The 24,619-nt window shown below is 65.1% G+C and carries 24 protein-coding genes; 17 read left to right on the forward strand and 7 right to left on the reverse strand.

Features of this window, described 5'->3' with window-relative positions; genetic code table 11:
• Position 1: 1 nt before the first annotated feature.
• Together JX001_RS03170 and JX001_RS03175 are read right to left on the reverse strand one after the other, a co-directional pair.
• A complete protein-coding gene (locus JX001_RS03170; protein WP_205682266.1) occupies positions 2–433 on the reverse strand; it encodes a type II toxin-antitoxin system VapC family toxin in 432 nt (143 codons plus the stop codon).
• Positions 430–1,038: a DUF433 domain-containing protein gene (locus tag JX001_RS03175; RefSeq protein WP_205682267.1), complete on the reverse strand. Its 609-nt coding sequence runs from the start codon at positions 1,036–1,038 to the stop codon at positions 430–432. The genes JX001_RS03170 and JX001_RS03175 overlap by 4 nt, the downstream gene beginning before the upstream one ends.
• A gap of 180 nt (positions 1,039–1,218) precedes the next feature.
• Between JX001_RS03175 and JX001_RS03180 the strand changes: the two genes are divergently transcribed.
• The 3 genes from JX001_RS03180 (at position 1,219) to JX001_RS03190 (ending at position 2,621) form a co-directional block, all read left to right on the forward strand.
• Positions 1,219–1,575, forward strand: a complete 357-nt coding sequence (locus JX001_RS03180) for a single-stranded DNA-binding protein (protein WP_205682268.1) — start codon at positions 1,219–1,221, stop codon at positions 1,573–1,575.
• 34 nt (positions 1,576–1,609) lie between these two features.
• Positions 1,610–2,035, forward strand: a complete 426-nt coding sequence (locus JX001_RS03185) for a single-stranded DNA-binding protein (protein ID WP_205682269.1) — start codon at positions 1,610–1,612, stop codon at positions 2,033–2,035.
• 121 nt (positions 2,036–2,156) lie between these two features.
• Positions 2,157–2,621 carry a GcrA family cell cycle regulator gene (locus JX001_RS03190; RefSeq protein WP_205682270.1) on the forward strand — a complete coding sequence of 155 codons (465 nt, stop codon included), beginning with the start codon at positions 2,157–2,159 and terminating at the stop codon, positions 2,619–2,621.
• Here JX001_RS03190 and JX001_RS03195 read toward each other — a convergent pair.
• Positions 2,524–3,714, reverse strand: a complete 1,191-nt coding sequence (locus tag JX001_RS03195) for a S1 family peptidase (protein ID WP_205682271.1) — start codon at positions 3,712–3,714, stop codon at positions 2,524–2,526. The two genes, JX001_RS03190 and JX001_RS03195, sit on opposite strands and share 98 nt — an antisense overlap.
• Before the next feature lie 377 nt (positions 3,715–4,091).
• Between JX001_RS03195 and JX001_RS03200 the strand changes: the two genes are divergently transcribed.
• On the forward strand, positions 4,092–5,036 hold the full coding sequence (locus JX001_RS03200) for a DUF2493 domain-containing protein (RefSeq protein ID WP_205682272.1): 945 nt from the start codon (positions 4,092–4,094) through the stop codon (positions 5,034–5,036).
• A 331-nt stretch (positions 5,037–5,367) separates the two neighbouring features.
• On the forward strand, positions 5,368–6,612 hold the full coding sequence (locus JX001_RS03205; protein ID WP_241004735.1) for a DUF3363 domain-containing protein: 1,245 nt from the start codon (positions 5,368–5,370) through the stop codon (positions 6,610–6,612).
• 94 nt (positions 6,613–6,706) lie between these two features.
• Here JX001_RS03205 and JX001_RS03210 read toward each other — a convergent pair whose 3' ends face one another.
• Together JX001_RS03210 and JX001_RS03215 are read right to left on the reverse strand one after the other, a co-directional pair.
• Entirely contained in the window at positions 6,707–6,928 is a 222-nt protein-coding gene (locus tag JX001_RS03210; protein ID WP_205683055.1) for a helix-turn-helix domain-containing protein, read from the reverse strand.
• A 112-nt stretch (positions 6,929–7,040) separates the two neighbouring features.
• A complete protein-coding gene (locus tag JX001_RS03215) occupies positions 7,041–7,247 on the reverse strand; it encodes a helix-turn-helix domain-containing protein (RefSeq protein WP_205682273.1) in 207 nt (68 codons plus the stop codon).
• A gap of 111 nt (positions 7,248–7,358) precedes the next feature.
• Between JX001_RS03215 and JX001_RS03220 the strand changes: the two genes are divergently transcribed.
• The 11 genes from JX001_RS03220 to JX001_RS03270 all read left to right on the forward strand — a co-directional run bounded on the left by JX001_RS03220 (position 7,359) and on the right by JX001_RS03270 (position 21,185).
• Positions 7,359–7,871 (forward strand): RNA polymerase sigma factor, encoded by a 513-nt coding sequence (locus JX001_RS03220; protein WP_205682274.1) that lies wholly within the window; start codon positions 7,359–7,361, stop codon positions 7,869–7,871.
• Between the two features lie 2 nt (positions 7,872–7,873).
• A complete protein-coding gene (locus JX001_RS03225) occupies positions 7,874–8,863 on the forward strand; it encodes a FecR family protein (RefSeq protein ID WP_241004737.1) in 990 nt (329 codons plus the stop codon).
• A 78-nt stretch (positions 8,864–8,941) separates the two neighbouring features.
• On the forward strand, positions 8,942–10,831 hold the full coding sequence (locus tag JX001_RS03230; RefSeq protein WP_205682275.1) for a TonB-dependent receptor: 1,890 nt from the start codon (positions 8,942–8,944) through the stop codon (positions 10,829–10,831).
• Between the two features lie 198 nt (positions 10,832–11,029).
• Complete coding sequence (locus tag JX001_RS03235) at positions 11,030–11,656, forward strand: GntR family transcriptional regulator (RefSeq protein ID WP_205682276.1); 627 nt, start codon at positions 11,030–11,032, stop codon at positions 11,654–11,656.
• 52 nt (positions 11,657–11,708) lie between these two features.
• Positions 11,709–13,529 (forward strand): type IV secretory system conjugative DNA transfer family protein, encoded by a 1,821-nt coding sequence (locus tag JX001_RS03240; RefSeq protein ID WP_241004738.1) that lies wholly within the window; start codon positions 11,709–11,711, stop codon positions 13,527–13,529.
• Positions 13,522–13,959, forward strand: coding sequence for a hypothetical protein (locus tag JX001_RS03245; RefSeq protein ID WP_205682277.1), 438 nt, complete (start codon positions 13,522–13,524; stop codon positions 13,957–13,959). The genes JX001_RS03240 and JX001_RS03245 overlap by 8 nt, the downstream gene beginning before the upstream one ends.
• Positions 13,959–14,915: a P-type conjugative transfer ATPase TrbB gene (trbB, locus tag JX001_RS03250; protein WP_205682278.1), complete on the forward strand. Its 957-nt coding sequence runs from the start codon at positions 13,959–13,961 to the stop codon at positions 14,913–14,915. Before JX001_RS03245 ends, trbB begins: the two co-directional genes overlap by 1 nt.
• A gap of 452 nt (positions 14,916–15,367) precedes the next feature.
• Positions 15,368–19,417: a helix-turn-helix domain-containing protein gene (locus JX001_RS03255; RefSeq protein ID WP_205682279.1), complete on the forward strand. Its 4,050-nt coding sequence runs from the start codon at positions 15,368–15,370 to the stop codon at positions 19,415–19,417.
• A gap of 54 nt (positions 19,418–19,471) precedes the next feature.
• The gene (locus tag JX001_RS03260; RefSeq protein WP_205682280.1) at positions 19,472–19,918 is read left to right on the forward strand and encodes a toxin-antitoxin system TumE family protein; all 447 of its coding nucleotides are present in this window, start codon (positions 19,472–19,474) and stop codon (positions 19,916–19,918) included.
• Positions 19,919–19,994: 76 nt separating this feature from the next.
• The gene (locus JX001_RS03265) at positions 19,995–20,249 is read left to right on the forward strand and encodes an HVO_A0114 family putative DNA-binding protein (RefSeq protein ID WP_205682281.1); all 255 of its coding nucleotides are present in this window, start codon (positions 19,995–19,997) and stop codon (positions 20,247–20,249) included.
• 15 nt (positions 20,250–20,264) lie between these two features.
• Entirely contained in the window at positions 20,265–21,185 is a 921-nt protein-coding gene (locus JX001_RS03270) for a hypothetical protein (protein WP_205682282.1), read from the forward strand.
• 196 nt (positions 21,186–21,381) lie between these two features.
• Here JX001_RS03270 and JX001_RS03275 read toward each other — a convergent pair whose 3' ends face one another.
• Together JX001_RS03275 and JX001_RS03280 are read right to left on the reverse strand one after the other, a co-directional pair.
• Entirely contained in the window at positions 21,382–21,528 is a 147-nt protein-coding gene (locus tag JX001_RS03275) for a hypothetical protein (RefSeq protein ID WP_205682283.1), read from the reverse strand.
• 71 nt (positions 21,529–21,599) lie between these two features.
• A complete protein-coding gene (locus JX001_RS03280; RefSeq protein WP_241004739.1) occupies positions 21,600–22,484 on the reverse strand; it encodes an AraC family transcriptional regulator in 885 nt (294 codons plus the stop codon).
• A 419-nt stretch (positions 22,485–22,903) separates the two neighbouring features.
• Here JX001_RS03280 and JX001_RS03285 point away from each other — a divergent pair, with 419 nt between their 5' ends.
• Positions 22,904–24,400, forward strand: a complete 1,497-nt coding sequence (locus JX001_RS03285; protein ID WP_205682284.1) for a Fic family protein — start codon at positions 22,904–22,906, stop codon at positions 24,398–24,400.
• The last annotated feature ends 219 nt before the right edge of the window (positions 24,401–24,619 follow it).

Below are 24,619 nucleotides of genomic sequence, written 5' to 3' on the forward strand. Positions count from 1 at the left end.
GTCAGGCGGGCGTCGCCTTCGGTGGCGACCGGGATGGATTCAAAAGGGGAACGCCCCGACCCGTCACATCCTTGATGTTGGCGGTAACGAGGGTCAGACCGTGGACCAGTGCGGTAGCGGCCAAGGCGGTATCCTCCTCATCGCCGTCTCGCTCGGCCAGCATCCGGCCCCAGGCCGCCGCTACGGTTTCGCTGATGGGCAGGATACGGCCCTGATAGGCGGCGATGACCGCGTCCACCCCGTGTGTGATCGCCGGTGCGGTCGGATGGCCCGCGGCTGTCGCCCGCGCCGCTCCGTACCGCATTTCGCGGACGGTCATGGCGCTGATGCACAGGTCGTGGTCATCGACCGACCGGAGCCAGGCCAAGATGTTGGCGGACGGTTTGGGCTTGCTGCTCTGGCTGACGATGTTGGTATCGAGCAGATAGATCATCCCCTCGGCCGCATGAACCGCTCGAGCCCGGTAAGGTCAGCCCCCTGCATCGCGCGCTTCGCCGACGTTGCCGGGTAAGGACGACCGGATTTGGGATGGGCGCGTGCATAAGCGGTCGCCGCCTTGATCTTGGCGAGCGTCAGCGACGGATAGTCCTCAAGGATCTCCTCATCGGTCGCCCCGCCAGCCGAGAGTGCCGCCAACCGGTGGACCTCGATGTCGGTGCCTCTCACGACGGGAGCGCCGTGCTTGATCTCTATGGCGCGATCCACAGCCTCCAGCGCCTTCAGGCGTTGCGCGACATTGGTCCGATGCCGCTTCAGGTGGACGATGAGTGGCCCGACAGAGACGCTGGCGGATTGCGCAGGCTCCTTGGCCACGGCGACGTAGAGGTCGTCGAGCGCGGAAGGCGTCAGGGTGTGGCGATAGGTGGCCACCATGTCGAGATAGACGAGATCGGTCAGACCGACGCATCGCACGGCGCGTCTGGACGGGCCCGAGGCCTCTGGTTTGAGCGGTCTCCGATTGACGTCGCGTTTGATCGCGTCGAGCGGTTGATCAAGGACGAACGCCGCTTCGGGCAAGGTCCACTGGGGATCGGGCATCGAACAGGTCTCCTAATATAATCCAATATAGGATCGCATTGGGATTCGGCAATGTCGATGTGGTCCAGGATCGCGTGCGTGACCGAACACCGTCCAAAGGAGCGGAGGAAGGGAGGCTTCGTGTGAAGTGGAATGAGGGAGATCCGCTCTCTCGGCGCTTCGGATCCATAGGAGACTGACATGCAAAACGTAATGTTCACCGGCCGATTGGCGGCCGACCCCCAGATCACCGACGATTTCGGCAAGGCCGTGTTTCGCCTGCTCGAGAGCCGTGGCGTCGATAATGCCGGCAAGGATAGGCTGGTCGGCGTCAACTGCGTCAGCTGGTCCAAGGGCCTGAACGAAAAGGTCATCGCCCGGGGCCTCGCGCAGGGGTGTGAGGCCGTCGTCATCGGCGCCTTCATCGACACCGCCTATGCGGCAAAGAACGGCACCGAGCGGACGGCCAAGGAACTGGTCATCAACCGGCTCACCGTCCTCGACTGGGCCGAGGACCGCGGCACCCAGGACAGCAGCGCCGACCGCGCCGCCGCCTGACCCTTATCAACATTTAATTCTCAGGAGACCGACCATGCAAACCGTGATCATCGAAGGCTATCTGACAGCCAACCCGTCCGTCCTGGCCGCCCAAGGCACGGGCAAGAAGCGCGCGAGCTTTCGCGTGCTCGAGACCACCCGATTCCGCAAAGCCGATGGCACGCCCGGCGAACGGACCACCGGCTTCAACTGCATCTGCTTCAACGAGGCGACGGCCGAGAAATACATCGGGTCGTTCGCCCGGAAAGGCAGCCGCGTCGTGATCCAGGGCCACGTCGAGAATGACACATGGACCGGCAAGGACGGCGTCGAACACTACGATATGCGGCTGATTGTCGGAGATATCCGCCTGAAGAACAGGCGCGAAGCTTCCGAGGGCGGCGCCGCGGACGGGGGCTTTGGCCGCCAGGTCCAGGAGCCGGCGAGCGGTTACGACCTGAACGACGACATCCCGTTCTAAACGGCGGACGGAAGAGGGCGGCCCGGCGCGCGAGCGTCGGGCCGCTTTTCCTTGTGGCGGGAGGTGAAGGCAGGACGGCGCGGGGGTGAGCCGATCGGGTTCGTCAGCCTCGGAGCTTCCCATGACTGCCTCTGCCTGGACCGATGACCGCATCGGTCGTCTGAAGAAACTCTGGCTCGAGGGCCAGACCGCCGCGCAGATCGCGCGCGATCTCGCCAATGGCATCACGCGCAGCGCCGTGCTCGGCAAAGTCCATCGCATGGGTCTGTCGGCCGGCCGGTCCGGCCGTCCGCCCAAACGACCCGACGCCGGTCCAAAGCCGCCAACCTTCGCACCGACCAGGTCCCTGGCGGCCCGGCCGATTGACGCTCCCCCCGAGGTCGCAAAGCAGCATGGGCTGGCCACAGTTCTCTCGGTTCGGCGCTGCCAGTGCCGCTGGCCTTTCGGAGAGCCCGGCGCCGCTGACTTCAGTCTGTGCGGTCAGCCGGTCACGCGCGGAGCCTTCTGTGCCGTGCATGCCGCCGTCGCCTATCGGCCGGCGGCGGACACGCCCCGCATCCTCGATCGGCTGGCGCGGCTTGACTGAGATTTGCCACGCCCTTGCTACAATCTTGAGGCAATATGATCGGAACGGCGGCCTCTGCGAGGTCGCCGTTCGTCTTTTGTCCGGGTCGCCAAGGTCGAGCTGCCCGCTGTTCGGCCTCCTCCCGCGGAATGCGTGCGCCGATCGCTTTTCCCTCAGGGGTATCGTGGATGGCGACATGGGTTTCGCTGCCGTCCGATTTGATCGCGCCCTGCAAGACCATCTCGATCAGGGGGCGCCGCATCTTCATCGTCAGGCTGGCGCCTGGGGTGCCCATTGTAACGCTCGCTCTCACACCGTTGAGCAGGAGCGGAAAGAACATCGACCCGAGCGACATCGGTCGGTTGAAGAAGTTTTCCGCAGTCGCCGAGTTCAATCCCACGACGCGCCCTTCGGGGGTGATGATCGGGCCGCCGCTCTGGCCATGGGCGATGGCGTTATCGAAGGCGAAGCAAGGACCGTTGGTAAAGCCGGCCGCGAACCGCTGGGTGAAAATCTTCTCGACCGTCCCTTCGGTCACGACGAACCGGTGCCGGTAGTGTTTCGCCCAGTCGAAAGATCCGTTCTGGATATCCTCCAGAAGAATGCCATCCTTGGGTTCGAAGTCGGTGTAGCCCAGACTCCAGACCGTCGATCCGATCCTCGGAGGATCGAAGCTGATCGGAAGCGCCCAGGTCGTTCTGCCGGCCTCGAAGCGGGGAAAGCCGAAGGCGACATCGCCGGGCGGACCGGCGTCGACGGATTCGAGCGGTATCAGGGTGATCCGACCACCATCGGCCGTGCAATCGTCCTGATGCAGGACGTAGAAGGCGCAATTCGTCAGATCGAGGCTCGCCGGCAAATTCCCCGCTGCCAGAAAACGCTCGTAGCGCGGCTCATGACGCAGGGCCTCGGCGATACAATGCAGAGCGGTCATGACGAAGGGCGCATTGCCGCCCAGCCAATAGGCGGTGCCGATCGGCATGAGGCGTGGGCCGATGCGGATAAATAGCGGCAGCACGCCCTTGGAGAGCACATGCCCCCAGGGCGGGAGGTCCCACGTCCGCGCTTCGGGAGAGGGGCGGTGGTCGTAAAGATTGACGGTCGCCAAAGCCATTGGGGGGTCCTCCGTCCGGCAATTATGCACCGGTCTTTCTTCACGCCTGACATGGTGATCATGCTCGAAATGACCATGTCTTCGCCAGGAAACGGCGCGGCCAAGTCTGGCCGCACTGGACAGGCCAGTACCCGGATCGTCGTCCGTATCGGCGCAAGCGATGCGCCGAGTTGTGTCGTCGTCGCGAAGGGCGACGACGACTTGCCCCCACACAACGCCCTCCGATTTTGTCATATCACCCCGGAAGTCAACGGCTGCGCCGTTCCCCTCCACGGAGGACAAGCGGCCCTCCGCTCCGGTGACTGCCGGGGACCCCGATATTGCCAAAACCGGGGTCGTTGCGCATGGGGCGCTCGACATTCTCAAGGAATGTTCCAATGACCTTCTACAGCCGTCCCTTCACCGCCTCCGCTTCCCAGAAGTCCGACTCCGCCTTCGACGACCTGACCGCGTCCCTGGGAGACGGGCGTCCGCACCCGACCGAAGACGCCCTTGTCCAGCTCGGGCGGGCGCTCATGACCGAGTTGATCGACGTCATCGCCGACACCGCGCTGGAGGATTTCCAGACCATCCTGGGAGAGGCCCTGATCGGCGCCTTCCATTCGGCAGCCGGGCGGATCGAACGGGATGCGGACCGGGCGCGGGACACGATGCGATCGCTCGACCGGGACTTCGACGGATCGGAGGCTGCGGACGTCGAACTCCAGGAAGCGACGGCGAAGGCTCGAGCAGGCGATGCGGCGACGCAGGCCTGTGAACTGATCCGGGATGCGGCCTCCGAAACCTGGACGGTGGCGACCGGAGAGGTCTGGACGGCCTGGCGCGGATCGCGGCGCGGCACCCATCTGACGGCGGCGCAGCTGGAAGCGAAACAGGCGATCCGGGCGATCCGCAACCGGAAATCGGGAGAGGCGGATCCGGCCGGTCCTGTCATCGCCTTCCGGGGCGCGCCGACGGCGGACACGTCGGAAGATGCGGGCCGGATATTCGACGCCCTCAACTGGGCGAAGCGGGAGTGGCCCGACATGGCTCTGGCGACGACCGGGGCGAAGGGCTCCGAGAAGCTGGCGATCAAATGGGCCCAGCAAAAGGGCGTGAAGCTGATCCTCGCCCGGGCGGATTTCGACACCCACGGCAAGGCCGCTCCCTTCCGGGCGAACGATGACTTGATCGCGCTCGAGCCGGAGGTCTGCCTCACCCTGGTCCATTCGGTGGCGGGGATGAGGGAGGATCAGCGGCCGTTCGGACCGGCGCTCAACCTCGGGCAGAAGGCGATGGAGTCCGGGCTGCGGCATGTGCCGATCAAGGCACGCGCAGCCTGACAGACCACAACTGAAATCGACGACCCGCTCGGCTTCGGCCGGGCGGGTTTTTGTTTGTCATCCGGCGGCTCGATCCGATCGACGGCCTGTGCAGTGTGTGTATCTCGCTTCCGGTCACCAACCCTGATGACTGTTGATAGGGTGTGTCGGCATGTGATTTCGATGGATGACAATCTGCAAAAAGGGACGGAGGGCAAGATAAAAGGGTGTTTTTGGCTGTGCCGTTTTCTCCTATTCTGTCCGGGAGTTATCGGCAGCCCGGGACGGGATTGACGACTTGTCTTGAGTTGTCGTCCTTCGAGGGTTCTGCGCTTGCTCTGGAGGACTGAGAATGCTGATCCGGAACGAGATCGACGGGCGAGTTTCCGCCGGCTCCGGCCAGGTTGCCGACGCCGTGCGGATCGGTCTGCCGCTGTCCCTCAAGACCGAGCGGATGAACGTCAAGAACGGCATGCTCAAACGTCTAGCGAGCTCGAAAGCCTTCGCCCTGGGCAACCGGTCCGGGGTGCTCAAGGCGGCCCAGAATCGGTCAGGCCGCGCCTTCCGGCTGGACGTTCGCCAGAAGGTGATCGTCAAGGCGCTGGTCTCGCGACACATGGGCAAGGGCGCCGATCGGGCAGCCGCGCTCGCCAAACATATGGCCTATCTCGGACGTCAGGGCGTCGGCGTCGAAGGCGAGCGGCCGGAGTTTTTCGACCGATATGTCGATGGCGTCCTGCCCGGCGTCGAGACCGAAGGCTGGAGCGAAGACCGCCATCATTTCCGTTTCATCATCTCGCCCGAACACGGGGAACGGCTCGATATGAAATCCTATGTTCGCGAGGTCATGGGACGGGTCTCGGCGGACCTCGGAGAGCCCAATCTGAGATGGGTGGCGACCTGCCATTTCGACACCGATCAACCCCATGCCCATGTGCTCGTTCGGGGGCGTCGCGAGGATGGCCGAGACCTCGTCATTCCGCGCGACTACATCGGCTATGGGTTTCGCGCACGGGCGCAGGAAGTGGCCCAGGAACGGCTGGGGGATCTCTCGCGGGTAGAGGCCGAACGGCGCATCTGGAAAGAGACCGAGGCCGACCGTTTCACGGGGTTCGACCGGCGGCTGATCTCGGAGACGGACAAGATGGGGATGGTCGATGACGGGGTCGGATCGACCGACGCCTGGGCGGCTCTGACGCGGGGGCGGCTAAGGCACCTGGAGCGACTCGGCCTCGCCACGCGAAGCGGGCGACGGTATCGGCTGGACGGCGAAATGGAGACGAAACTGCGCAGGCTTCAGGTGCGGCGCGACATCATCCGTACCCTCAATCAGCGGCGGCTGGAGGGTGCGAGAGATGTGCGGGTTCTGGGGAAGGACAACGTGCGGGGTGTGGTCGTGAAGACTGGGTTTCATGATGAGGCGGGGGCTTCGCCATGGGCGGTGGTGCGAGATGGATCGGGTGTGGAACACTACGCCAGGCTTCGGACGGGGCACGTTGGCGTTCGTCTAGACCAGGGCGTGACCCTGGTTCCATCGACGAACGGCGTCGCTCAACTTATTGTCGGCAAAGGAGCGGACCTGAGCTGCGGCAGTTAGATCCCCTGCCGGTGGTCGGACCCGCCAACTCCAATACAGGCTGGGCCGGGACAGTGCGGACCGTGCATGTCGGCTTGTGGAGATTTGGCGGCTACTAACTCTGGCTGACTTCTTCCTGCAGAAGGACCAAGGCATCCACTTCGAGCGCTCGGGCGATCCGTTCAACAACCTTCAGCGTTGGATTGCGCCTGCCACGTTCCAACTCACCGACATAGCTGTAGGATAAACCAACGTCGTGAGCGAGCGCTTCAAGGGTGATTCCCCTATCGAGGCGCCGCCGCCGTACGTTCGTTCCGAAAACGCCTGCTAACCCCATTTGGGCTAACACAACCAAGCAGCGCGCTAGAGCCAGTTACTATAGTAACCAAGCAGGTCGCGACCCTCTGATTGCGGGCGGATGCTGCAGATGGAGCGTTTACGCCGGAAGTCTAGCTTTCGAACAGCCGTGCAACGTCTATGCCTAGGCCCTTCGCCAATGACTCCACGACATCAAGAGTTGGATTTCGGAGTCCCCGCTCGATTTCACCCACATAGCTGTAAGATAGCTCGCTGTGGTGGGCTAAGCCCTCGATAGTCATGCCTTTGGCTTTCCGGCTGCGGCGGACGTTAAGCCCAAATTTCTCCCGCAACTCCATCACCACAGCCGGCTGGAAATCGCAAAACTCCACCAGTCACTATAGTAACCATTCAACCCGTCCGTTAGGATTCAGCCACCGCATTTGATTTGCTTTTGGGCGGAGGTAGCCATGTCGGATGTGAAGACCGGCGCAGTGTCCGCTATGTCGAGCTCGCGTCGTCGAACTCAGCTTGAAGGGTTCTACCGCCGCTACTCGCCTTGGCTTGTGGCAAGACTTCGTCGTCGGTTTGGGGCGGACACCGAAGATCTCGTCCAGGAAATCTGGCTCCGGATGGAAGCCATCGAGGCGGATCTGGATATCCGCCATCCGCGGGCCTTCCTCCTGAAGATCGCCTTCAACATCGGTCTCAGCGGGGATCGCCAGACGCGGCGACGGCGGCAGATTCTAGACAGCGCCGTTCCATTGGGGGCCGTGACCTGTGAGCCGGCCCAGGACGCAGTCGTGCAGATCCAGGAGATCGTGCTCGCCTTGCCACAACCTCTTCGGGATGTCTTTGTGTTATCCAGATTTGGCGGTCTGACGACCAACCAGATCGCCGAACGACTGGGCATCAGCCCGAAGACCGTCGAGTGGCGCATGACCAAGGCCTTGGCTCAATGCGCCGCCGAGCTTCGGCGCTAGGAATGGGGCGCATCATGGCCAACCCGAAGGCACGGGTTGAAACGGCGGACCGGGAAGCGGCCGAGTGGCACGAGCGCCTCGGCGCGCGCAGTGTCACGACCGAGACAATCCGGGCATTTTTTGACTGGCGGGCATCTCCGGCCAATGCGGACGCCTATCGGCGGGTCGAGATGATCTGGACCGAATCCCGCAAGCTCTCGGGGCAGCCGGAAATTGCGGAGGCGCTCACCGACGCCATGTCACGTCGCCTGCGCAAGACACCCGAGGATCGAACGAGCAGACCCCTGATGGGACTGGTCGCCATCAGCGCGACTGCGGCCCTTGTGATCGGCGGATGGACCTGGTGGCAGGCGCGATCCACCTTCGCGACCGGCGTCGGCGAGCAGTGGGTCGTGCAACTGGCGGACGGGTCTTCGGTTCGCCTCGACACCGATTCCCGACTGAAGGTCCGGTTCAGCGACGGGCAACGCCTTGTCGATCTTGAACGTGGACAGGCAATGTTCACCGTAGCCCACGATGCTCGACGCCCGTTCGTCGTCACGGCTGGAGACGCCCGGGTCACAGCTGTCGGGACCGTGTTCGATGTCCAGCGGCAAGGCGCCGGCGTCAGCGTCACCCTTGTGAACGGTGCCGTGGATGTGACCCGGGCATCTGCAGCCGACAAGCCGTTGCGCCTGGCGGCAGGACAGGAGGCGCGGGTGACGGCGGCCGGGACCGTCCGCCGCCCTGTCGACGTGCCCACAGCGATCAGCTGGACGGAGGGACGGATCGTGTTCCGGGACACGCCGATGAGGGAAGCCGTGGCCGAGGTGAACCGCTATCTCACCGACAAGATCGTTCTGGAGGCGCCGAGATTGTCGACGGTGCCGGTCAACGGCGTGTTCAAGACGGGGGATCGCGACGCCTTCGTCTCTGCGGCCTCGGGCGCTTTCGGTCTGGAGGCGTCCGCAGGGCCCGGCGGCTCGATCCGATTGTCGGAACGCGGAAAATAAATCCTTCGAGGCTCCGGGGTCGCCCGGGGCCTCGATCACCTCCTCTTCGACGCCGCGTGGCGTGAGGGGAGCCTGAATATGAATCGCTTGAGTCTATTGTCCGGCAGCGCGATCGTCGCCTGCGCCGTCGCCATCAGCGCGACGGCCTGTGCTCAGGATGCGCGTGAGTTCAACATACCCGCAGGCTCGCTGCGCGATGCGTTAAACCTGTTCGCCACACAGTCCGACCAGCAGATCCTTTTCTCCGGCGATCTCGTGGCTGGCCGCACGACGCCGGGTCTGACGGGACGCTTTGCGCCTCGTGACGCTCTCGATCGACTCCTCGCTGGCTCTGGGATTTCCTGGTCGCAAGGTCGGCCGGGCGTCATATTCCTGCGGCGTTCGACCGAAACCCTGGCGAACACAGAGACCGTAACCGCGCTTGAGGACATCATCGTCACGGGCACGCTGTTGAAGCGCTCCGGCGACCTCGCTTCGCCGGTCGTCGTGTTCGACCGCGACGCCCTTGACCGCCGGGGATTCGGCACCGTGGCGGAGGTTTTGACCGACCTCCCGCAAAACTATGCGGGGTCCGGCACACCGATCGTGCAGATGACCGCTTCGGATCGCCAGGGATCGAATGCCGTCAATGCGACGGGCGTCAATCTCCGCGGCCTGGGACCGGCCTCCACCCTGACCCTCGTCAATGGCCGACGGGTGGCGGGGACGGGCTTCCGGGGCGAGTTCGGTGATGTATCCGCGCTTCCGTCCGCCGCCGTAGAGCGTGTCGACGTCCTGCTCGACGGCGCTTCCGCCCTCTACGGCGCGGACGCCGTCGCTGGGGTCGTGAACGTCGTCATGCGACAGGTTTTCGACGGCCAGGAAAGCCGGGCGAGAGTCAGCCTCGCCGAAGGCGGTGGCGAGGACGTCATTGTCTCGCACCTTGCGGGCCGGTCATGGTCCACCGGTTCGGCCTATCTGTCGTATGAATACCAGACCTCGAACCCGCTGAGCTCGCTGGATCGCAGCTATACGGCTACGGGAGACTTGCGGCCGTTCGGTGGAACGGACCATCGCGCGCTTTACAGTGCGCCAGGGAACATCCTGTCCTTCAATCCGGCGGCGGGCGCCTATGTGGCCCAATACGCCATCCGGCCGAACGCCTCGGGCACGGCGCAGACGGCCGCGGACTTTGTTGCCGGAGGGGCCAACCTCCAGGCGATCAGTCGCGGGGTCGATCTGACACCCAGCCTCGAACGCCACAGCGCTTACGGTCGAATTCACCAATCGGTCGGGGATCGCCTCGAGCTGACGGCCGATGTGCGTTATAACCGCCGGACCTACGAGTTCGCGGGCGCGGCCAGTATCGGGGTTTTCAACGTCACGCGTTCAAACCCCTATTTCGTCTCGCCGACAGGGGCGGCGTCCCACATCCTCGGCTATTCGTTCGCTGCCGATCTGGGCAATACGCGTCAGAGCGGCGCTTCGGAAAGCCTTGGCGCGCAGGTTGGCAGAGCCCTGCTCGAGCCAGTCCTGAGCCGGATCGGTACCACGCAGCGCCTCCGCCAGGTCTTCGAACATCCGGACGATGGCGGTGATGAGGGTCCGGCTGTCGAGGCGGCGGATATTCTCGCCCAGAAGGTGATCGAACTGCTCCAGCCCGATGGTGTAGATGGAGCCCATCTGGTTCTCTGCGCACCGCCTCGCGTGCTCGGGCGATCCGATCGCCACCGCCATCAGAATCGCCTGAGCATCGCTTCGCGTCGCGGCCGCGAAGCGATGGATGTAGTCCAGGTTGAGCCGGGTTTCTCCGGCTTCAAAACGGGCGTATGTCCGGATGGCGATCCGCATGGCTCCGGCCGTTTCCGCCTTGGTCATCCTGCGGTAGCGGCGAACCGACTTCAGGGTCGCCGACAACAGCGCGCCATCATTGCGAAGTTCTGGCTCGTCTCGACTCATCCGCGCTGGCCCCTCCGTGATCAGACGTAGAATCAGTCCGTCGGCTGATCAACGATCAGGTTTGTAGGCGTGTAAGAAAACAGGAGAATCGGCCATAAACCGACCTGTCTGACGGCAGCTTCCGACCGACGGGCGGACGATTTTCGTCACAGACGGATCACCGGCTCCTTCAACCCATTGGCGAGGCGTGAACAGCCGCCATAGTGGGCGTCGTCACTGGAGGCCGCCTTGATCCGCAAGCACGACCCATTCACGCTCGCCCTCGACAGCCTTCGCGCCCGGGCCGAGGAGGGAGCCTTCACGCCGGGGGCTCCCGTCGTGATCATCGACGAAGCGAGACGTCTGAATTTGTCCACGACCCCCGTTCGCGAAGCCTTGGGCTGGCTCTGCGGTTTCGGTCTGATCGAACGGGCACCCCTGGGAGGATTTCTGGCCCCTCGGGTGGACGCCGCCTTCGTGCGTGATCGACTCGCTTTCCGGCTGTTGTGCCTGACGACCAGCCTGAAGCGTGGAGAACGGAATCCGTCCTCGGCTGCAGGCGGCGGCGGGCTTCAGAAATCGTGCCGTAGCCTGTCCGACCACATGCTCAGGACTGTGAAGAAGACCGGCAGTGCGGCTCTGGTGGACGCCTATGAACGGGTGAACAGCCCTCTGCTCCAGCTGGCCAAGGCGGAGCGCCGGGTATTCGACGACATCGAACCAGAGTGCCAGAACTTGGTGAGGCTGTTCAAGCAGCCGTCGGGGGCCGACTTGGTCGATGCCCTGACAACCTACCATCATCGTCGCATGGATGCGGCGCCCTTGCTGATCCTGGAATCCGAGGCTGGCCGCGACATCCAGCCTCCGGAGTTCTGACGTGTGGGCGCGGCTGACAGGATTGGCGCTCGGTCTCCTCGTGGGTGCCCAGGTGGCCACGGAGATCTTCGCCTGGACCTACCAATGGGACCATGTTCTTGGGCCGGCCCTCCGACTGGGTGACGATTTTGCGCTCTATCCTCCCTGGGCCATCTTGAGATGGCGCGCCGCGTTTGGAGCAGAAGCCCAGGCGGCGATTTCCCGCAGCGCACCTTTGATTCTGCTCGGCGGCGTCGCGGGACTGGGGCTGGGGGCGATGATAGGCGACAAACCTCATCGACGTGTCCGGGGCTGGGGCGGTTTCAAGGACGCCAGGGCCGCCGGTCTGACGGCGGCTGGAGGCTGCATTCTCGGCATTCTCGGGCGAAAGGTTCTCGCCACAACCGACCTCCGGCCAAGCCTGGTGACCGGCGGCACCCGGTCGGGCAAGGGGCGTGGCCATGTCATGCCGACGCTGCTTTCCTGGAACGCGAGCGTCCTGGTCCATGATCCCAAGCGCGAGCTCTGGCGGTTGAGCAGCGGCTGGCGTGCCCGGTTCAGCCATGCGCTGTATTTCGATCCCCGTGATCCGGCATCGGCTTGCTGGAACCCCCTCGCCGAGATTCTGCCGGGGCCCGGAGAGCTCGCCCATATCCAGCGCCTGGTCTCGATCCTGTCCGACCCCGGCGGCGCCCGCGACGACGAGGCGATCTGGGACAAGGCGGCGTCGGAGATCCTCGAGGCGTTGATCCTGCACGTTCTCTACACGGCCGAAGATGACGACAAGACCCTGCTCAAGGTCCGTGAGATGCTCGCCGATCTCGACGCTGCCGCCGAGGTCATGGCACGGGCGCTGCACCGGCTCGGGCCCAGCGGAGAGCCGGAGACCCACCCGTTCATCGCCACGGCGGTCAAGGGCTATGCGGCGATGCACGACCGCTTCCGCACCTCGGTTCAGGGGACGGCGCGCTCCTACCTCAAATGGCTCGCGGGCGAAGACATCGAGCGCTCCCTGTCCCGTTCGGATTTCTGCATGGGGGACCTGATGTGCGCCGAGGCGCCCCTGTCCCTCTACGTCCAGGTGGCGCCTGCCGATAGCGCCGCGCTGCGGCCCCTGGTGCGTCTCTTCTTCTACGCGGCCGCACAGTCCCTGACGATCCGCGAGACCGAGGCGGCCGATGGGCGGCCCAAGCGCCATAACCTGCTCATGCTGATGGACGAGTTCCCGCTGCTCGGTCGGGTCAGTTTCTTCGAGAAATCCCTGCGCCTCCTCAGCGGTTACGGCGTCAAGGTGATGTTCGTGGCCCAGTCGCTCAACGACATCGTCGAGACCTATGGCGTCAACAATACGATCCTCGACAACTTGCATGTCTACACGGCCTTCAGCGCGCTCGACCCCCTGACCCAGGACAAGGTCTCGAAGCTGACCGGGTCGGTGCTTGAGACCCGGACCAGCCGCAGTTCTCCGGCAGGTCTGGCGGCCGGCCGGAGCTCGGTGTCCCGCTCGCAGATCGAGCGACCGCTGCTGGAGCCTGGCGAGGTCCGGGCCCTGCCGGACGACATACAGTTGGTCTTCGCAGCCGGCGCTCGACCGCTGAGGACCACCAAGCTCCTCTATGATGTGCGCGAACCCTTTCGCACCCGGGCGCGCGACGTCGCGCCCGATCAGGTCGCCCGTCTGGATGCGCCGCCCGGAGCGCCAAACCCGTGGACGGGTCGCCGCAGTCTGGGCGAGAACGCCGAGGCCTCGCTTCCTCTGTTCAAGGAGGTGGCTGCGGCCATGGACGACAAGAAGGTCGCGGCGCGTGTGGCCGATATCTACGGGCGTGTGGCGCAGGAAATGGCCGCACAGGATGCCGCGCTGGATCATTTGCGAGGACTGACCAATGGCTAGGAAAGAAGCGGCGCGCGCGCGTGTGCAGGTCTATCTGACCGATCCCAAGGTCGTGTCCGGTCTCAATCGCGAAGCGCGCAGCGGCAGGATGCCCCTAAGCCAGGCGGCGGGCCGGGCCATCGCACGCGGTCTGCAGAAAAGCCCCCAGGCCGATCCCGAGGACCGTCTCCTGCAGCTTGAACGGTCCCTTCGCGACCATATGAGGTCCACCGCGCGCGACATGCAGATCGTCCAGGAACTGCTGATCGAGGTGGCCAGAGCCTTCTTCATCCGGCTGCCGGATGCGGTCGTCGATGAGGATCCTACGGTCCAGGCCGCCGTCGATCGGCGGATCGAACGCCTTCTCGACGCCACGGCGGCCCGCATCGTCGCCGGACGGACTGAACGTTCGGTTTCTGATGGAGACCGGTCGATCGGCCAGGCCAACTGATGGCGGGCCATCCGATCATCGCCGAACGCAAGCTCGAGGCCCTGCGTCATGCGCTGGGCGACACCATTCTGGCGGCTCTGGTCGAGCCGGCGGTGGTCGAAATTCTCGCCAATCCGGATGGTCGCCTGGTTCTCGACCGGAGCGGCGAGGGACGACGGGATACCGGAGCGACCCTGTCGGCCGAGTCGCGGGAACGGGTCATTCGGCTGATCGCAGACTATGTCGGCGAGGCTGTCACGCGCGACGACCCCCGGCTGGCGGGGGTTCTGCCCGGGACCGGCGAACGGTTCCAGGGGATGCTGCCGCCGGTAACGCGTGCACCAACATTCTCAATCCGCAAAAGACCCTCGATGATTTGGCGTCTGGACGACTATGTCCGAGACGGCGCCATGACCGAGCCACAGGCCACGGTGCTGCGCGGGGCAGCAAAGGACCGGCTCAACATTTTGATCTCGGGCGGCACCGGATCTGGGAAGACCACCCTGGCCAATGCCGTCCTCGCTGAGCCGGCTTTCGCGCAGGACCGTGTCTTCCTGGTCGAGGATACGCCCGAGCTCCAGTGTTCGGCATGGGACACGGTTTCGGTGCTGACGCGCCGTCAGCCGATCCCGATCGGCGTGGTCGATCTGGTCAGGGACGCGCTTCGAATGCGACCGGACCGCATCGTCGTCGGCGAAATGAGGGACGGGGCGGCGGCTCTCGAGACGCTCAAAAGCTGGAATACGGGCCACCCCGGCGGCCTTTCGACAATCCACGCCAACTCGGCCGACGATGTCCTGCGTCGCGTCGAGGACCTGATCGCCGAGGTTTCGTCGCGCACGCCCCGGCGGGCGATCGCCCAGGCAATCGATCGGATTGTTCATATCCGTCGCACCGCCACCGGGCGACAGGTTCAAGCTGTCCTCGGTGTCGCGCCCTTGGGCGAAGACGGATACGCGATTGCTTCGCTCGCCTGACGTTAGCCGAACCAGAGAACACCGCGTCTGACTCATCTCGGCGGTTGGCAATGTCTGCTTCGTGGCGGCTCGAGCCCGCACTATCCCGGGGTCGGCAGCCTCCCGGCGCGCATCGCGGCGACCACGCCGCCGTCGATCACCGGAAGGTCTCTATCAGTGTTTTGCGCATGGCGAGACCTGAGCGCGCGTCACTTCCGTCCGCATCACACGTGATCCTTTGCAAGGCTAGACTCGGCCATCTCGAGCGGGTTTTCCTTGAGGTCTATCTCGACCAGTTCGACGATTTGGAGCAGTGCGGCTCGCATTACGCTTCGATCAGCGACCGCTCTTGCGTGAGGGTTCTGACTTTGGCGGCCACGCCCCTAAATCCACGCCTGACGGCGAACACGCCTACAGCGGTTAACGGTTTTTGACGTCCGCGACGTTTCCAGATATGACGTCATAGAAATACTATGACCAAATCTCCCGAACCTCTTTCCCCCGAGCAGATCAAGGCCGCCAGGGCGCTCCTGGCTTGGTCCCAGCAGGATCTCGCCACGGCCGCCAAGGTGGCGACCTCGACCTTGGCGGATTTCGAACGTGGCTTTCGCACGCCGGTTGCCAACAACGCCCAGGCGATCCGCGAGGCGCTGGAGGCGCAGGGTCTGTCCTTCATCGCCGGCGGCGTGGTGTCGAAATCCATGCTGCCCGCGCCGCCACCGGGGCCGCACGCAGGCGCGCTGGTGCGCTGGATCAACGCCACCGACCTGTCGCAATGGGGCGAACGGCGCGACGGCCAGGCGAGCATGCCCGAACTGCTGGGCCGGCTGATCTATGCGACGGTCGGCCCAGCCGCCCAGATCCGCTTCCCCTCGGACGACAGCGTGCATCATCCGGGCTGGGACGGCGTCTGCCTCACCGCCGAAGGCACCGGCCCCTTCGTGCCTCAGGGGGCCTCGGTCTGGGAAATCGGCTCCCAACGTAGCGGTGTGCGCGGCAAGGCCGACAAGGATTTCGTCAAGCGATCCGCTCAATCGCTCGGGCGTGATGCGGCCGAGACCGTCTTCGTCTTCGTCACCCCGCAACGCTTCCAGGGCAAGGACGCCTGGGTCGCCGAGAAGCGGGCGCTCGGCCTCTGGCGCGACGTCGTCGCCATCGATGCGGACGACCTGGTCCACTGGCTGGAGACCGCGCCTGCCGTGGCTCAGTGGTTGGCGGTCAGGATCGGCCGACGGCCGGCCGGGCTGCGCAATATGGAGGATGTGTGGGCCGAATGGGTCCGAGCCACCGAGACGCCTCTGACGCCCGATGTCCTGCTTGCCGGCCGGGACGACGAGCAGAAGGCCGTCTTCGCCTGGTTGAACGCGGGACCCGAGGTCTTCGCCCTGCAGGCGGAGGCGCCCGACGAGGCGATGGCCTTCCTCTACGCGGCCGTCGCGGCCTATCCGCCCGCCTACCGGCTGGCCTACTGGAGCCGTTGCGTCGTCGCCGACAGCGCCGAGGTCGCCCGTCAACTGGTCGGCCTGGGGACGCCCCTCATCATCGTCCTGGCCGAGCCCGACCCCGGTCTGGCCCGCAGGCTGGTCGAGGACGGCCATCATGTCTTTGGGGTCTATGGACCGAATGCGACCGCCTTCGGCGATCTTCGCAGCCTGCCGCGCCCGTGGCGCTACGACCTCGAACGCGCGCTGACCCACGCGGGCCTGAGCGAGGAGGAAGCGCACCGGCTCGCCCATCTTTCCGGGCGCAGCATCACCGTCCTGCGGCGCATCATGCCGGCAGCCCCACAGTACCGCGCCGCCTGGGCCACCCGCGCCTCGCCGGAGCTGATCGCAGCCCTGTTCGCGGGTGCCTGGGTGGACCACAACCCACTCGACCGCCAGATCCTCGGCGACCTCGCCGGACAACCCTATGAGGCTGTGGCGGCCAGCCTGGCGCCCCTGGCGGAGCTGGGTGGACCGCTCGTACGCGCCGGTTCGGTCTGGAAGGTGGTCTCACCGCTCGACCTGTGGACCCAGATCGCTGGCCAGATCGCGCCTGACCAGTTCGACCGTCACGAAGCCGCCTTCCAGCGGGTGCTTGGCGCGGTGAACCGCCGCTACGACCGGCGGCCCAAAAGTCCCTATTTCGAGGAGGACGGGGAGTTCGGCCCCGAACCGTCCAACGCCCTGCGCAAGGGCCTGACCGAGGTTCTGCTCGCCATGGCCGTCTATGCTGACCGCGCCAGCGCCTCCGCCGGCGTCGCCGCACGCCCGGCCCAGGCGATCCGCGCCCTGCTCAAGGCGGCCCCCGCAGAGCTGTGGTGGTCCCTTTCGCGCGATTTCCACAACCTCGCAGAGGCCGCGCCGGACGTCTTCCTCGACGCCCTAGAGGACGGGCTGCACGGCACGGCCCCCGCCGTCCTGTCGCTTTTCCGCAGCGACGAGGGGCTGATGCACCCCACCGAATATCTGTCCAACCTACTCTGGGCGCTGGAGATGCTGGCGCGCAGTCCGGACTATTTGACGCGCGTCGCCCTGCTGCTGGCGCGGCTGGACGCACTCGATCCGGGCGAAAGCAAATGGGGGAACCGACCGGGCGCTTCGCTCCGGCGCATTTTCGTGATCTGGTCGCCCCAGACCTACGCCACCCCCGAGCAGCGCCTCAAGGTGATCGACCGGGTCCTTCGCGAGGTGCCGGCGACGGGCTGGAAGCTCCTGCTGAACCTGGCCCCGCGGACGCATGACAGTTCCGAGCCGTCGTCCAAACCGAATTGGCGCGATTTCACGCCGGACGAACCCGAGGTCGTCACCTGGCAGTCGGTCGGCCGCGCGGCCGAAGAGATCGGCGCACGCTTGCTCGACGCGGTTCAGGACGATCCCGACCGCTGGGTCACCCTGATCGATCGCTGGGCCAGTTTCGGCCCGGACTGGCGCGCCCGCGCCGCCCGGCAAGTTCAGGCCCTCGCCGCCGGTCCGCTCGATCCGGCCGGGGCGGAGGCGCTGCGCGACAAGATCCGCGACTTCGTCCAGAGGCACCGGGGCTTCAGCGACGCAGAATGGGCGCTGGCCGAGGCCGATCTCGCGCCCCTCGATGCGGCCCTTGAAGCCCTGGCCCCGGTCAGCGTCCAGGACCGCGTGCGCTGGTTGTTCAAGCCGGGCGCGCGGGCGCGACGTCCGGGCATCGGCTGGCGCGAACAGGAAGACGTCCTCGAGGCCGATCAGACCGAGGCGGCCCAGTCCCTCGTCGAGGCGCTCGATCTGGACGCCCTGATCGTCTTCGCCTCGACCGTGACCCTGCATCGCGCCCTGGGCGTCGCCATCAGCCGGACCTCGGCGCCGGCGGCCTTCAAGGCCGCCCTGCTCAAGAGAGGCCTGCGGAGCCTCGATCCGGTCGAGGCGGACCTCGGTTTCGGCCTTCTCTACGGTCTGCGCCATGACGCAGGGGCGGGGGCCGACGCTTGGGCAGAGACGCTCTGGCGCCAAGCGATCGCAGAAGACTGGGGGGAGACGGCCGAGGCCCGGATCGTCGGTTCCCTGCCGACCACGCCCGCGACTTGGGCGGCGATCGACGCCCGTTCGCCGAGCCTCGCCCTGGCTTACTGGAAGACCGTCTCGACCTACCGGCTGCCCGATGACGTCGATCCGGCGCAGGTCGTCGATCGGCTGAGCGCCGCGGGGCGCAACCGCGACGCGGTCGCCTGGCTGGGCAACATCATCGAGCGCAAGCCGGACAGCGCCCTGCTGATCCGCGCCCTGCACGCGGCCGCGGGGGCCGAGGAGCCCCTGGAAGACAATGACGCCACCATGTTCAGCTACTACGTCGGGCTGATCTTCGGTCGGCTCGACCAGGATCCTGACGTCAGCGAGGCGGCCATCGTCAGCCTGGAATGGACCTATTTTCAAGCCCTGCGCCATTCCGAACGGCCGCCCCGGACCATCCATCGCGCCATGGCCCGGGACCCGGAGCTGTTCTGCTTCTTCATCACCCTGATCTATCTGCCGGCCAAGGACAGCGACGTCGAGGAGCCGGACCCTGAAGATGCAGAGAAGGCCGCGGCGCTCGCGAGCCAGGCCTATTCCGTCCTGCACGAATGGGCCCATGTGCCGGGCGCCGACGATGAGGGCCGCATCGACGGCGTCGCCCTGGAGGCCTGGGTCAAGGCGGTGCGCAAGCAACTCAAGGCGGCGGGCCGGGGCGACATCGGCGACAGCAAGATCGGCGAGATCCTGTCCGCCGCCCGACGGGACCCCGATCAGCCTTGGCCGCCGGAGCCGGTACGCGAGGTGATCGAGACCGCGCGCAGCCGCGTGCTGGAATCCGGTTTCGAAATCGGCGTCTTCAATCGCCGGGGCGTGACCACGCGCATGCCGCAGGACGGTGGCGAGCAGGAGCGAGCGCTGGCGAACCGCTACCGGGCGGATGCCGAAGCCCTGCGGTTCGACTGGCCCCGCACGAGTGCCAGCCTGGAGCGAATCGCCGCCGGGTACGACCACGACGCCAAGCGAGAAGACGACAGTGCCCAGCAGAGGGACTGGCTATGAGGCCTCGTCTTGAAGTGAAGGCCGCTTCATACTATCCTCACAGGATAGGATAACATGGAGACGCCCGCCGAGCACGAGCTCGCCTTCCTTCTGGCCTTCAACGGCGCCCGATATTTCTTCAACGAAGGCTATTGGGTGAAGATCGAGGTCAAGCGTACCGCGCCGACGCCGCAGCGACCGCACGGTCTCTCCTACAGCTTCACCCTCCACGATCCGGGAGGCGCGCGGCTGATGGGATTCGACAACGCCCACGCGGTTCCGCCGAAGGGCGGGCGGTACAAGGCCAAGCCGGTCACGCATGATCACTGGCATCGGACAGGAAAAGACAAGGGCCGGCCGTATGAGTTTCGGTCGGCGTATCAACTGGTTCAGGACTTCCTGGACGAGGTTGAGCGAATCTTGAAGGTGCGCGGCGTGTCGGCGGTGATGATCGATCAAGAGGATCAGGCCGATGACGACAACGAAGCCCCGGATACAGAGCTGGGCGGGGTTCAAGAATGACCTACTCGCCGCCGCCAAGGGCGGAACCGCACCCGCAAACGCGGGGGGGCTCGCCGTGGAAAGCGTAGAAGCCCTGATGCGCCTGTTGACGCCCGAAAACCGGGAACTGCTGCGCGTTATTCGCGATGATCGCCCGGACTCGGTGGCGGCGTTGGCGCGCATCACGCATCGCGCCGGTCCGAACCTGACCCGGACCCTTGGAAAATTGGAAGCAGCGGGCCTCGTGACTTTCCAGCAGAACGGCAAGCGTCGCGTCCCGGTGTCGCTCGCGCGAACCTTCTCGGTCCATGTCGATCCGTTCAGTTCCAATGACCGGATCGAAGTCGCCTAGCCGCGCGCCGCGGGCATGACCGGCGAGGAGCGGGTCTTCAACGTCCTGGTCTATTTCGACGACGGGCTCGCGCGCGACTACGGCATTCGTCACCATCGGTGCAGCGGGGATGACGCGGCCAAACGGACCCTGCTGGCCGCCTCGGTCGATGCCGATCATCCGTTGGCCAAGCGCTTTCCGTTGGGACGCAGCTTCACGCCCGGCGAATGGCTTGCGCTTCAGAGGCTCGGCATGGACACCGGCCTGTTCGAGGCGGGGTTTGCCTTCTACCGAGCCGGGCCGACGCCCCTCTATTGTCTGACGAGCATCGTCGACGGCATCGTGCGCGCCGATTTTCATGGCGAGCTGGCGCCTTTCCAGGGCCACCAGGTCGGACAAGGGCTTCCGGGAACCATGACCGATTGGCTGCAGGCCTATACCGAAGGCGATACGATCCGGATCGATAAGCTGATCAATGACGACTACTTCGTCGCCATCCGCTTGCTTTTCAACGCCCGGCATATCGCCTCGGCGTCCAAGCTCCTGATGTCCTGCATCGATACCCTCGCCTTCATCGAATACGGCGATGCGGACCGGAATTTCATCCGCTGGCTCGACGCCTATGTCGATCTGGATCCGGTGGGCGTCACCGCCCCGGAACTCTGGGAATTCCGCAACTCCATCGTGCACATGACGAATCTGTCGTCTCGCGCCGTCCTGGCCGGACGGGTCTCGCCCCTCGCGCCCTATATCGGATCCGACGACCTGATCCGGACCGCGCCGCCGTCGGAACTCAAGCCGTTCAATCTCCACGGGCTGATCCTGGCGATCGCCGGCGGCATCAAGCGATGGGGCGAGAGCTACAATGTCGACCGCGCGAAATTCGCGAAATTCGTTGAGAGTTACGACACGGTCGTGTCCGACAGCCGGATCGCCACCTTCGGCCTGGCCGAGTAAGCTCACGCTTTGGTGGTCTGTAGGCATCCGTGAATAGGGCGCGAGCGTCGGGCCCTGGTCGTTTCTCAAGAATAGGGCCCGCCAAACCAAGCCAACGTCCGTGCGATGGCGAGTGGGTCGCCGACCCCGGCGCCAGCTGTTCGGCGACGCTGGTTCTGGTCGAGGAATCGCTGCCGACAATCAGTTTCCGCAGAGGTTAGGACCACTCCAGGAGCCAACCGCGACCCCGTTCGGAAGTGAGCAAGGAGAGCAGGATCTGCACGACGCTCTCGTCAGCGTTTCGATCAAACACGCCGTCAGCCAGCAGCAACTCCCCGCCATCCACCAGGATCGGTCCGAACATGGCGCATCTCCCCAGTTACGCCCCACCTACTTTGCCAGGCCGGACGCGGATAATCGCTTGTCGTCGATGACCTACTTAAGCGGCAGGAACAGCTCCGCCGCCGTGCCGCCGGCGGGTTCGTCGAGGAAGAACCGCTGGCAGTAGATGGGGAAGTCGCGCATCTCCTCGCCGCTGGTCGGGAGCCAGTCGCGGTAGAGGTAGAGCGCGGCGGGCTCCAGATTGTGGGTGTCGCCGCTGACGCTCAGCACGGCGACGCGGCCGCCGGGGATCTCGCCTTCCCGGACCGCCGTGTCCGTTGGATCAATTGGCTGGTCGGGGCGGATGCCGACGCACAGGTCCATGCGGTAGTCGGCCGGGTTCGCGGGCCGCCGCTCCGTGTACCAGATGTTGAAGATCGGACTGGTCTTCGGCGTTAGTCCGGCGGCTTTGCGCCAGGCGATGAAGCGCTGGATGGTGACGTCGAGCGTGGCGGGGTCGCCCTGGTGCTCGAACATCGCCACGCGGATTGGGCCGGTATCGCGAAGGGTGACCTGATCGGGGGTGAAGTGGGTCGGCATGAGCTTGCTCCTAGCTGAGTTGAGCGGCCCGAAGGCCTGGAGCCATGGCTCCCATTCGGGAGATTTCCTGAAACTTGACGGCGACTGCCGGAACCTCTGGCGGAAGGCGCGGGCAAAGGCGTCGGGGGTCTCGTAGCCGGCATCCAAGGCGATGTCGGTCACGCTCTCGCCCTGCGCGTCGGCCAGCTGTTTCGAGGCGCGCCTGAGGCGGGCCAGCTGGACGTAGCGATGTAGGGACAGACCGAAGGTCGCCTTGAACTGCCGGTGGAAATGGAATTTGGAAAACGCCGCGACGCCGCTGACCGTCTCCAAGTCCAGATCGCCTTCGAGATGCGCGTCGATATGATCGAGCACCCTCAGCATCCGGACGTTGTAGTGGTCGAGCGCCGTCGTCATCATCCTCATCCGTTGTGGCGATCCTAACGTGGAGAACGGAGGTGGCGCGCGCTCGCCCGATCTTGCGGTTTGGAGGCTCGGTAAGTTGAAGCCGGTCGCCGGTGCTTTTCGCATTGGTTGGGAAGAGGGTTAGTGGTTGGCAGACTCAATGTCTCGTCGCGGGCGTCGAGCCCTTTGATGACGATGGCTACGCGATCAGCGTTCTCGCGTGAGGCTGGATTGTCCTCGACGTTGGGATTGAAGCGGTCTCCCGGTCCGAGATACGCTTCGTAGACACGACTACGCCGTCCGCAGTCCAACAGGCTTTCTGTCTGTTCGAACTTCGGCCCTGTGGTCTGGGAACGATCCTAAATCCCATAAATCCGCATAAAAGACAGCTTAAGTCACAAAAATCCTGTAAAAGGCCTTCGGAGGCCTTCCCCATGCCCAAAAATCCGTTGGCGGATCTGCCAGAAGTCTTCCTTTCGACAACGGCGCTTTCGGACGCCGTAGCCCGAGGCCGCGCTCAGGGACTGGTGCGCCAGCTTGGACCCCGGCTCTATACGCGTAACCTCGTCGATCCGCCGGAAGCCATCATTCGTCGACACCTGTGGCAGGTGGTCGCCGCCTATATGCCGGGGGCGCTGATCGCCGACCGGACGGCGATAGAGAACGCCCCGGCGGCCGACGGATCGGTCTTTGTCGTCTCCGCCCGAAAGCGTGACGTCATTTTGCCGGGACTGACGATACGGCCGCGTCAAGGGCCGTCGCCGCTCGACAGCGACCGACCGTATATCGGCGGCCTCCACCTGTCGTCGCTGGCGCGGGCCTACCTCGACAATATCGCTCCATCCAGACGCCGCACCGGTGAGGTTAGTCGCACCCTGTCGCGGGCCGAGTTGGAAAACCGGCTCGACGACATCGTGCGCCGGACTGGCAAGGCAGCCTTGAACAGCCTGCGCGACGAGGCTCGCCGCATCGCGCCGGCCTTGAACCGTGACGCGGAGATGATCGAACTGGATCGCCTGATCGGAGCCCTGCTCGGCACCCGTGATGCGCCGCTTGAGACCGATCGTGCAAAGGCGCGTGGAGCCGGCGCGCCCTTTGACCCGGACCGGGTCAAACTCTTCGAGGCGCTCTATTCCGAACTGCGGGCTACCGCACCGGTCATGCGCCAGGCACGGGAGCGCTCGGGTGATGGAAGAGCGACTCTGGCCTTCTTCGAGGCCTATTTCTCCAACTTCATCGAAGGCACCGAGTTCGCCGTCAGCGAAGCGGCCGATATCGTGTTCAACAATGTCATCCCCTCCGAACGGCCGGCCGACGCCCACGATGTTCTCGGCACCTGGCGCATCGTCTCCGATCCCGTCGAGATGACGCGCTGTCCCCGCACCCCCGAGGACCTGACGGCCCTGCTGAAATCGCGGCACGCCACCCTGATGAGCGCTCGTCCCGACAAGGGGCCGGGCCAGTTCAAGCGCGAAGCCAATCGCGCCGGGCAGACCTTCTTTGTCCTGCCCGATCAGGTCGAGGGCACATTGGCGCAAGGCTTCGACCTCTACCGTGGCCTGGAGACGCCCTTCGCCCGCGCCGTCTATATGATGTTCCTCATCTCCGAGGTGCATCCGTTCGCCGACGGCAACGGCCGCATCGCCCGCATCATGATGAACGCGGAACTGGTCGCCGAGACCGAAGAGCGACTGGTCATTCCCACGATCTTTCGCAGCAACTATTTGAGCGCCCTCAAGGCGCTGTCGAACGTCGGCAATCCGCGCCCTCTGGTCAGGACGCTCGACTTCGCCCAGCGCTGGGTCGCCGCCCTTCCCTGGACGACGCTTGCCGAAACAGAAAGCGCGCTTCGCGAAACCAACGCCTTCATGGATCCGGGTGTGGCTGACGACGCCGGGATCCGCCTGCAAATCTACGACGGACTGGCCTAGCCTTGGTCGCGATCTGGACGGCGTTCGTCGCTTCATCGGGGATTTGAGCGCAGAGGTTTCGTGCTGCACGCCGCGTTGAGCGATCGCCCCGGCGGTCGATCGGGCTGTCCACATCCTCACAATGCCGCTGGACGGCAGGCTCCGGTCGTCCTCGGCGTCATGCCCTCGACTGACGGCGGTGACGCGACGAGCGCCCTGGCCCTGGGCCAGTTTACCACC

The organism is Brevundimonas fontaquae (genome assembly GCF_017086445.1).
In the GTDB taxonomy this organism is placed as follows: Bacteria; Pseudomonadota; Alphaproteobacteria; order Caulobacterales; family Caulobacteraceae; genus Brevundimonas; species Brevundimonas fontaquae.